This is a genomic window from Bacillus sp. 22475 (assembly GCF_052044835.1).
Taxonomy (GTDB): Bacteria; Bacillota; Bacilli; order Bacillales; family Bacillaceae_G; genus Bacillus_A; species Bacillus_A cereus.
Genome location: NZ_JBQENW010000018.1, coordinates 81,852 through 88,315 on the forward strand (window position 1 = coordinate 81,852; position 6,464 = coordinate 88,315).

Here is a 6,464-nt window from a genome sequence, read left to right on the forward strand (position 1 = left end):
AAAATTTTTTCTTACTGTAACTTTTTTAGTAGTGTTAATAATTGCTTTTGTTCCTCTATATTTAAATTATGAAACTTCTCTGCTTGGAACGTTTCTTGAGGTGGGACGATTTCCTCATATAAAGCTCTTCCCTTTTCTGTTAAAGAAATATATTTCGTAGTACCCTCTTGTTCACGCAAAATCCACTCAAGCTGCTCCATTTTATTTAAAAGCTGCGTTACATTTCCTTTCGTAACAAATAGCTTATTTCCAAGTTCTTGCTGCGTTAAACGATCATGTCCTCCAACTTGAGCTAACACATCAAACTGAGCGGCAGATATATTCCATTTTTTCAAATGCTGATTCGTCTCACGAATACTCTTATTATAAAAGCGTGACAAACGAAACCATAATAGTAGCCCTAGTCTATCTTCTGTTTTCATTTCATCACCTCGCTCGTTTCATATCATTAGTTTAGAACTAAACTTAATAAAAGTCAAATACTTATTTTTAATAAGTACAAAGAAAGCACAGCGCTATTTCTCCACTATGCTTTACATTAACTTTCTATTCTTATATTCATCCAATTTCCTCTCCGCGAACTTCCTCGCATCTTTTTCAATCCACCGCTCTTCGTACCGTTCACTTCCCACATACAATATATCTCTCTTATGCTGCATCGCATGGCGAAATTCATGCAGTAGCGTTTTGAGAACTTGCTCATACTCTTCCCACATACAAACGAAAATTAATTGTTTTTCTTTATGATAAAAACCACCTACCGGGAATAGGAACTCTTCTTCCTCCTCACCTAATGATAGAAGCACATCGTTTGCATCACACGTATCACAAAAAATAACGGGCGTTTTACACACTTCAATAAGAGAAAACAAATCCTCTCTCAGCTTTTTGACATCCCAAGGAAGCTCCGAATCCAACACATACCAATTCTCTACCTGTTGATATACATTTTGAAACTGGAGTTCCATTTCTCTTTATTCCCCTTTCCAAGCACCCTTTTTCTATATGTATGCCACAATATGGTAAATATTAAACGTATTCTTTCATCCTTGAAAAAATGCCAATAAAAAAGGAATCTACGTCGACATAGATTCCTTTTCTGTAATCACTTTTTTTTCATCATTTTTTTTAATACAAAATAACCAATTGCACAAACAATAGCAGCAAGTGCAAAGTATTTCACATATGTCCCCGCAACTTTATTAATACTTTCCCACTCTGTTCCTAATTTAAAACCTAAATATACAAACACAATTGACCACGGAATAACAGCTAATGTAGTTAGCGTAATAAACTTAGCATGTGACATTTTCGCAATACCCGCTGGTATCGAAATAGCATGACGCACAACCGGAATAAAACGTGCGGTAAAGATAACGCCAGTTCCATAACGATTAAACCAATCTTCAGCATAATCAATATGTTTCTTCTGGATTAAAATATATTTTCCATATCGCTCAAGAACAGGTCTTCCCCCATATCGACCAATCCAATAAATGAATAGTTGTGCAATTACACCACCAATTGTACCGAACGCGACAGCGCCCCAAAATGTAATGCTTCCTGTTGATACTAAATAACCTGCATAAGACAATACGATTTCACTTGGAATAACCTCTAGCATTAATCCAAGCATAATTCCCCAATAACCAAGTCCTTCTAAAAAAACTAAAACTGAATGAATCAACTCTCCTAGCATCATTTACCTCTCTTTACTGTTTTCGTTGCAAAAATAAAAGTACAAGCCGGAAATATCTTGTACTTTTATTTTTTTAATTTAGTTAGTCTTCGTATCCCACTTAAAGATTTTATTTAAGAATTTATATACATTCTTCGACTCTTTTGTCAGAAGTGGGCCTAAAATGGATAGTATAAGCACGTATAGTGCTGAGAATGGTTTCAGTACTGACATTAAACCACCGGCGATACCGATATTAGCCATAATGATGGAGAACTCTCCTCTTGAAACGATTGTTAATCCGATATTTGTTGATGCTTTATGAGATAATCCAGCTTGTCTTCCTGCAATCATTCCTGCTACAAAGTTACCGATTATCGTAAGAAGGACAGCACCTAATGTTAACCATATCGCTCCGCCTAATGAGAACGGATCAATACTTAACCCGAAGCTGAAGAAGAAAATAGCTCCGAAAAAGTCTCTAAATGGAACAACAAGATGTTCAATTCGGTCACTATGCTCCGTCTCAGAGAAAACTAATCCTAGAAGAAGTGCTCCAATTGCTTCTGCAACGTGAATTGTTTCTGAAAAACCAGCAATGAAGAATAAAGAAGCAAATACTACAATAATAAAGATTTCATCTGAGCTAATATTGAGCAATTTATTTAATAACGGCGTAGCCTTTCTAGCTACTATAAAGAATAGAAGCATATATCCTAAAGCAATTCCAATTGAAGTAAGGGCACCTAAGAAGGAAGCGTGATCCCCTAGTACTAAACCAGAAACAACTGATAAATATACAGCAAGGAATATATCTTCAAACATAATAATTCCTAAAATTAATTCGGTTTCATTATTACCAGTTCTTCTTAAGTCCACTAACACTTTAGCAACGATAGCGCTAGAAGAAATCGTAATAATACCCGCAATAATTAAGATTTCTAGTAATGGGAATCCCATTATAAATCCGTATAACAAACCAAGTGAAAAGTTAATTAAAATATAAATCGTTCCACCAATCGCAATAGAGCGTCCAGATTTAATTAGTTTTTTCATTGAAAATTCTAATCCTAGATAGAATAGAAGGAATAGAACCCCAATCCGTCCAAGGAAGGAAATTACACTTGCACTTTCAATAAATTTGAGATCGATAACACCTATTGTCGGTGCATGCGGTCCTACTAACATTCCAAGAACGATTAGAAAAGGAATTACTGAGAATTTAAACTTTCCAGCAATTACTGCTGCAATTGCCACTAAAACTAAAGCTGTACCAACTTCAAAAATTAACGTATCCATCTAATCAGTCCCCCCTATTTGAAAGTAATTCATTAATGATTTTTTTAATTTCTTCTCTCTCACCTGAAACTACAAGCATATCTCCTTCTTCAATTACTGTTTCTGGTCCTGGATTAAATAGCTTCTTCATGTTCTTCTTCATAACTGCGATTATCGTTACGCTATATGTTTTTCTTATTTCAAGATCGCCAATTGTTTTTCCGATTGCTGGAGCTGTATTCTCCACTTTGAACCACTCAATCGCTAAACCTTCAAAAACCATCTCAACATTTTCTAACGCCCTAGGCTTATATACCATTCCACCTAATATTGCCGCGATTTGTCTTGCCTCTGAGTCACGTAGTGAAATACTTGAGATGCTTTCTTCATGGTCTGAATCAAAATGATACATTTCTCTACGACCATCATCATGAATGACAATTACCATCTTTTCATTACCTTTTGTAACGATTTGAAACTTATAACCAATACCCGGAAGTTCACTTTCTCTAATATTCATTTTTAGCTCCTCCATAACTTATTTATTTTAATTTTCTGTTTTTCTGTCTTTTATTCATCCAATCAGCTTTAGAAATTCTAACCACTCAGGATATTTGTGATTTGGAAATCTTTTATTGTAATAATAAGTGGACCCCAAAAAGATACTTAAAGATGTAATGATAAAAAATATATTACTTCTCATTTTCAAACTCTCAAGGCTTACTTTCAATAAAGAATCTTCTTTCAAATTATCCCCACCTTCTCGCTTTAAATTTAGTTTTTTAAAATGTAAATAATTCTAAAAATATTACGATGTAACATAATCATAACACAAAAATGAATTAAGTAACATAATTTTTTAGAAAAATTGATTCTCGTATATTTTTTGCATATAATTTTCTTATTACGAAAAAAAGGAAGTGTATTATATGGTTGATATCTTTAGCAGATTCCTTGAGGTAACGAATAATATTTTATGGTCATATATTCTTATTGCAATGCTAATCGGCTTCGGTCTTTACTTCTCTTTTAAATTAAAATTTGTCCAAATTACTCATTTCAGTGAGATGGTCAGCTTAATTAGTAAAGGGTTTAATCGAAAAGAAAAAAAGAAAGATAGCATCTCTCCATTCCAAGCATTTTGCTTAAGTGCAGCAGCACGTATCGGTATCGGGAACTTAGCCGGTGTAGCATTAGCAATTTCAATGGGTGGACCTGGCGCAATATTTTGGATGTGGTTTATCGCGATTATCGGAGCAGCTACTAGTTTCGTAGAATGTACACTTGCGCAAATTTATAAAGTAAAAGATGGCAACAGGTTCCGTGGTGGACCAGCATATTACATGGAAAAAGGGTTAAACAAACGCTGGATGGGCGTCTGGTTTTCACTTCTTATTACAGTTGCGTACGGATTAATTTTCAATTCAGTGCAAGCGAATACAGTAACAATAGCGTTTGAAAATGCTTTTGGACTAGAGCGAACGATCGTAGGAGCTCTATTAGCTGTATTAGTTGCAGTTATTATTTTCGGTGGTATTAAAAGTATTTCACGTATTACCGAAATGATTGTTCCTCCAATGGCAATCGTTTATATCGGTGTGGCTGTTTTTGTTGTTATAAAAAACTTCAATATGTTACCAAGCATTTTCATGGAAATATTTAATGGTGCATTCGGATTAGACCAAGCCATCGCTGGTGGTATTGGAGCAGCAATCAAGTTCGGTATTCAGCGTGGTTTATTCGCTACAGAAGCAGGAATGGGTAGTTCTCCTAATGCAGCCGCAACATCTGATGTATCTCACCCTGTAAAACAAGGGCTTGTTCAAGCATTAGGCGTTTTCGTAGATACATTCTTAGTATGTACATCAACAGCATTTATCGTATTATGTTCCGGACTTTACAAAGGATCAAATTTAGAAGGTATCGAATTAACACAAAACGCATTAAGTTCACAAATTGGACCGTGGGCAAGCACTTTCTTAGCGATTATTATTTTCCTATTCGCTTTCAGTTCACTTCTAGGAAACTACTATTATGGTGAAACAAATATCGCATTCATTAAAGAAAGTAAAACATGGTTAATGATTTATCGTGTTGCAGTTGTCGGAATGGTATTCTTCGGATCAATCGCTGCTCTTAAAACAGTTTGGAGTTTAGCTGATTTATTCATGGGACTAATGGTATTCACAAACTTAATTGCCATCTCATTCCTTAGCAAATTTGCTTACGCTGCATTAGTAGACTATTTGAAACAAAAGAAACAAGGAAAAGATCCTGTCTTCGTTGCAAACTCTATCCCTGGCTTAAAGAATACAGAGTGCTGGGATGGACAGGATGTAGAAGAAAAACAAAAGGCTGTTTAACAAATAAAAGCGGAAGCGGCTCGTTCAGAATCGCAGGACATTGGAGCTCTCGACCTTGAAGCGCTTTTTGCTTCGAGCGAGAGAGCGAAATGACCGGAGATTCTAGCCGCTGGAGCTGGATATCAATTAAAAGCGGAGGTGACTTGCTCAGAACAGGAGGGAATTGGAGCTCCTGACGAAGAGGCGTTCTTTGCCTCACAGGAAGGCACGAAATGATCGACTGGTCTAGTCACCGGAGCTGGATATCACTAAAAGCACAAGCGGCTCGTTTAGAACAAGAGCCATATCTCAAACAAAGGCCCTATTACTTCACCGTAATAGGGCCTTTTATTTACAACAGTTCATAATTTGTTCAAATTAATTCCAGCAAAAGGGTTGATTTATAGAGATTACTATATTATAATTATTATAAATTAGTAATTGATATCACATAACAACTCAAAAGGAGATTGATCATAATGAACAAACAAGTAATCGAAGTATTAAACAAACAAGTAGCAGACTGGAGCGTTTTATTCACAAAACTTCACAACTTCCATTGGTATGTAAAAGGACCTCAATTCTTCACATTACACGAGAAATTCGAAGAACTTTACACAGAATCAGCTACTCACATCGATGAAATTGCAGAACGTATTTTAGCAATTGGCGGCAAACCAGTAGCAACAATGAAAGAATACTTAGAACTATCTTCTATTCAAGAAGCAGCATACGGAGAAACTGCAGAAGGGATGGTCGAAGCAATCATGAAAGACTACGAAATGATGCTAGTCGAACTGAAAAAAGGCATGGAAATCGCTCAAGACTCTGACGATGAAATGACATCTGACCTACTACTAGGCATCTACACAGAACTAGAAAAACACGCTTGGATGCTACGTGCGTTCTTGAATCAATAATAATTAAAAGCGGAAGCGGCTCGTTCAGAACAGGAGGGTGTTGGAACTCCTGATTACGAGGCGCTTTTTGCCTCGAATGAAGGAGTGAAACAACCGACTGTTCTAGCCGCTGGAGCTGGATATCAATTAAAAGCGGAAGCGGCTCGCTCAGAATCGCAGGGCATTGGAGCTCTCGACCTTGAAGCGCTTTTTGCTTCGAGCGAGAGAGCGAAATGACCGGAGATTCTAGCCGCTGGAGCTGGATAT

The 6,464-nt window shown here is 36.3% G+C and carries 7 protein-coding genes; 2 read left to right on the forward strand and 5 right to left on the reverse strand.

The window, feature by feature from the left end; all coding sequences use genetic code 11:
* Positions 1 to 11: 11 nt before the first annotated feature.
* The 5 genes from ACTJJY_RS23020 to ACTJJY_RS23040 all read right to left on the reverse strand — a co-directional run bounded on the left by ACTJJY_RS23020 (position 12) and on the right by ACTJJY_RS23040 (position 3,476).
* Positions 12 to 422: a MarR family winged helix-turn-helix transcriptional regulator gene (locus tag ACTJJY_RS23020; RefSeq protein WP_000845465.1), complete on the reverse strand. Its 411-nt coding sequence runs from the start codon at positions 420 to 422 to the stop codon at positions 12 to 14.
* A gap of 111 nt (positions 423 to 533) precedes the next feature.
* Positions 534 to 968 carry a DUF3920 family protein gene (locus tag ACTJJY_RS23025; RefSeq protein ID WP_088350853.1) on the reverse strand — a complete coding sequence of 145 codons (435 nt, stop codon included), beginning with the start codon at positions 966 to 968 and terminating at the stop codon, positions 534 to 536.
* A gap of 137 nt (positions 969 to 1,105) precedes the next feature.
* A complete protein-coding gene (locus tag ACTJJY_RS23030; protein ID WP_440606641.1) occupies positions 1,106 to 1,699 on the reverse strand; it encodes a DedA family protein in 594 nt (197 codons plus the stop codon).
* A 78-nt stretch (positions 1,700 to 1,777) separates the two neighbouring features.
* Positions 1,778 to 2,977, reverse strand: a complete 1,200-nt coding sequence (locus ACTJJY_RS23035; RefSeq protein ID WP_000380223.1) for a cation:proton antiporter — start codon at positions 2,975 to 2,977, stop codon at positions 1,778 to 1,780.
* A gap of 4 nt (positions 2,978 to 2,981) precedes the next feature.
* Positions 2,982 to 3,476 (reverse strand): cation:proton antiporter regulatory subunit, encoded by a 495-nt coding sequence (locus ACTJJY_RS23040; protein ID WP_001026075.1) that lies wholly within the window; start codon positions 3,474 to 3,476, stop codon positions 2,982 to 2,984.
* Positions 3,477 to 3,885: 409 nt separating this feature from the next.
* Between ACTJJY_RS23040 and ACTJJY_RS23045 the strand changes: the two genes are divergently transcribed.
* Both ACTJJY_RS23045 and ACTJJY_RS23050 read left to right on the forward strand, forming a co-directional pair.
* Entirely contained in the window at positions 3,886 to 5,319 is a 1,434-nt protein-coding gene (locus ACTJJY_RS23045) for an alanine/glycine:cation symporter family protein (RefSeq protein ID WP_440606642.1), read from the forward strand.
* A 458-nt stretch (positions 5,320 to 5,777) separates the two neighbouring features.
* Complete coding sequence (locus tag ACTJJY_RS23050) at positions 5,778 to 6,218, forward strand: Dps family protein (RefSeq protein ID WP_001041895.1); 441 nt, start codon at positions 5,778 to 5,780, stop codon at positions 6,216 to 6,218.
* The last annotated feature ends 246 nt before the right edge of the window (positions 6,219 to 6,464 follow it).

Coding starts and splice junctions, on each gene's coding strand:
- ACTJJY_RS23020 (WP_000845465.1), bottom strand. CDS start 422: ATGAAAACAGAAGATAGACTAGGGCTACTATTATGGTTTCGTTTGTCA.
- ACTJJY_RS23050 (WP_001041895.1), top strand. CDS start 5,778: ATGAACAAACAAGTAATCGAAGTATTAAACAAACAAGTAGCAGACTGG.
- ACTJJY_RS23045 (WP_440606642.1), top strand. CDS start 3,886: ATGGTTGATATCTTTAGCAGATTCCTTGAGGTAACGAATAATATTTTA.
- ACTJJY_RS23025 (WP_088350853.1), bottom strand. CDS start 968: ATGGAACTCCAGTTTCAAAATGTATATCAACAGGTAGAGAATTGGTAT.
- ACTJJY_RS23040 (WP_001026075.1), bottom strand. CDS start 3,476: ATGAATATTAGAGAAAGTGAACTTCCGGGTATTGGTTATAAGTTTCAA.
- ACTJJY_RS23035 (WP_000380223.1), bottom strand. CDS start 2,977: ATGGATACGTTAATTTTTGAAGTTGGTACAGCTTTAGTTTTAGTGGCA.
- ACTJJY_RS23030 (WP_440606641.1), bottom strand. CDS start 1,699: ATGCTAGGAGAGTTGATTCATTCAGTTTTAGTTTTTTTAGAAGGACTT.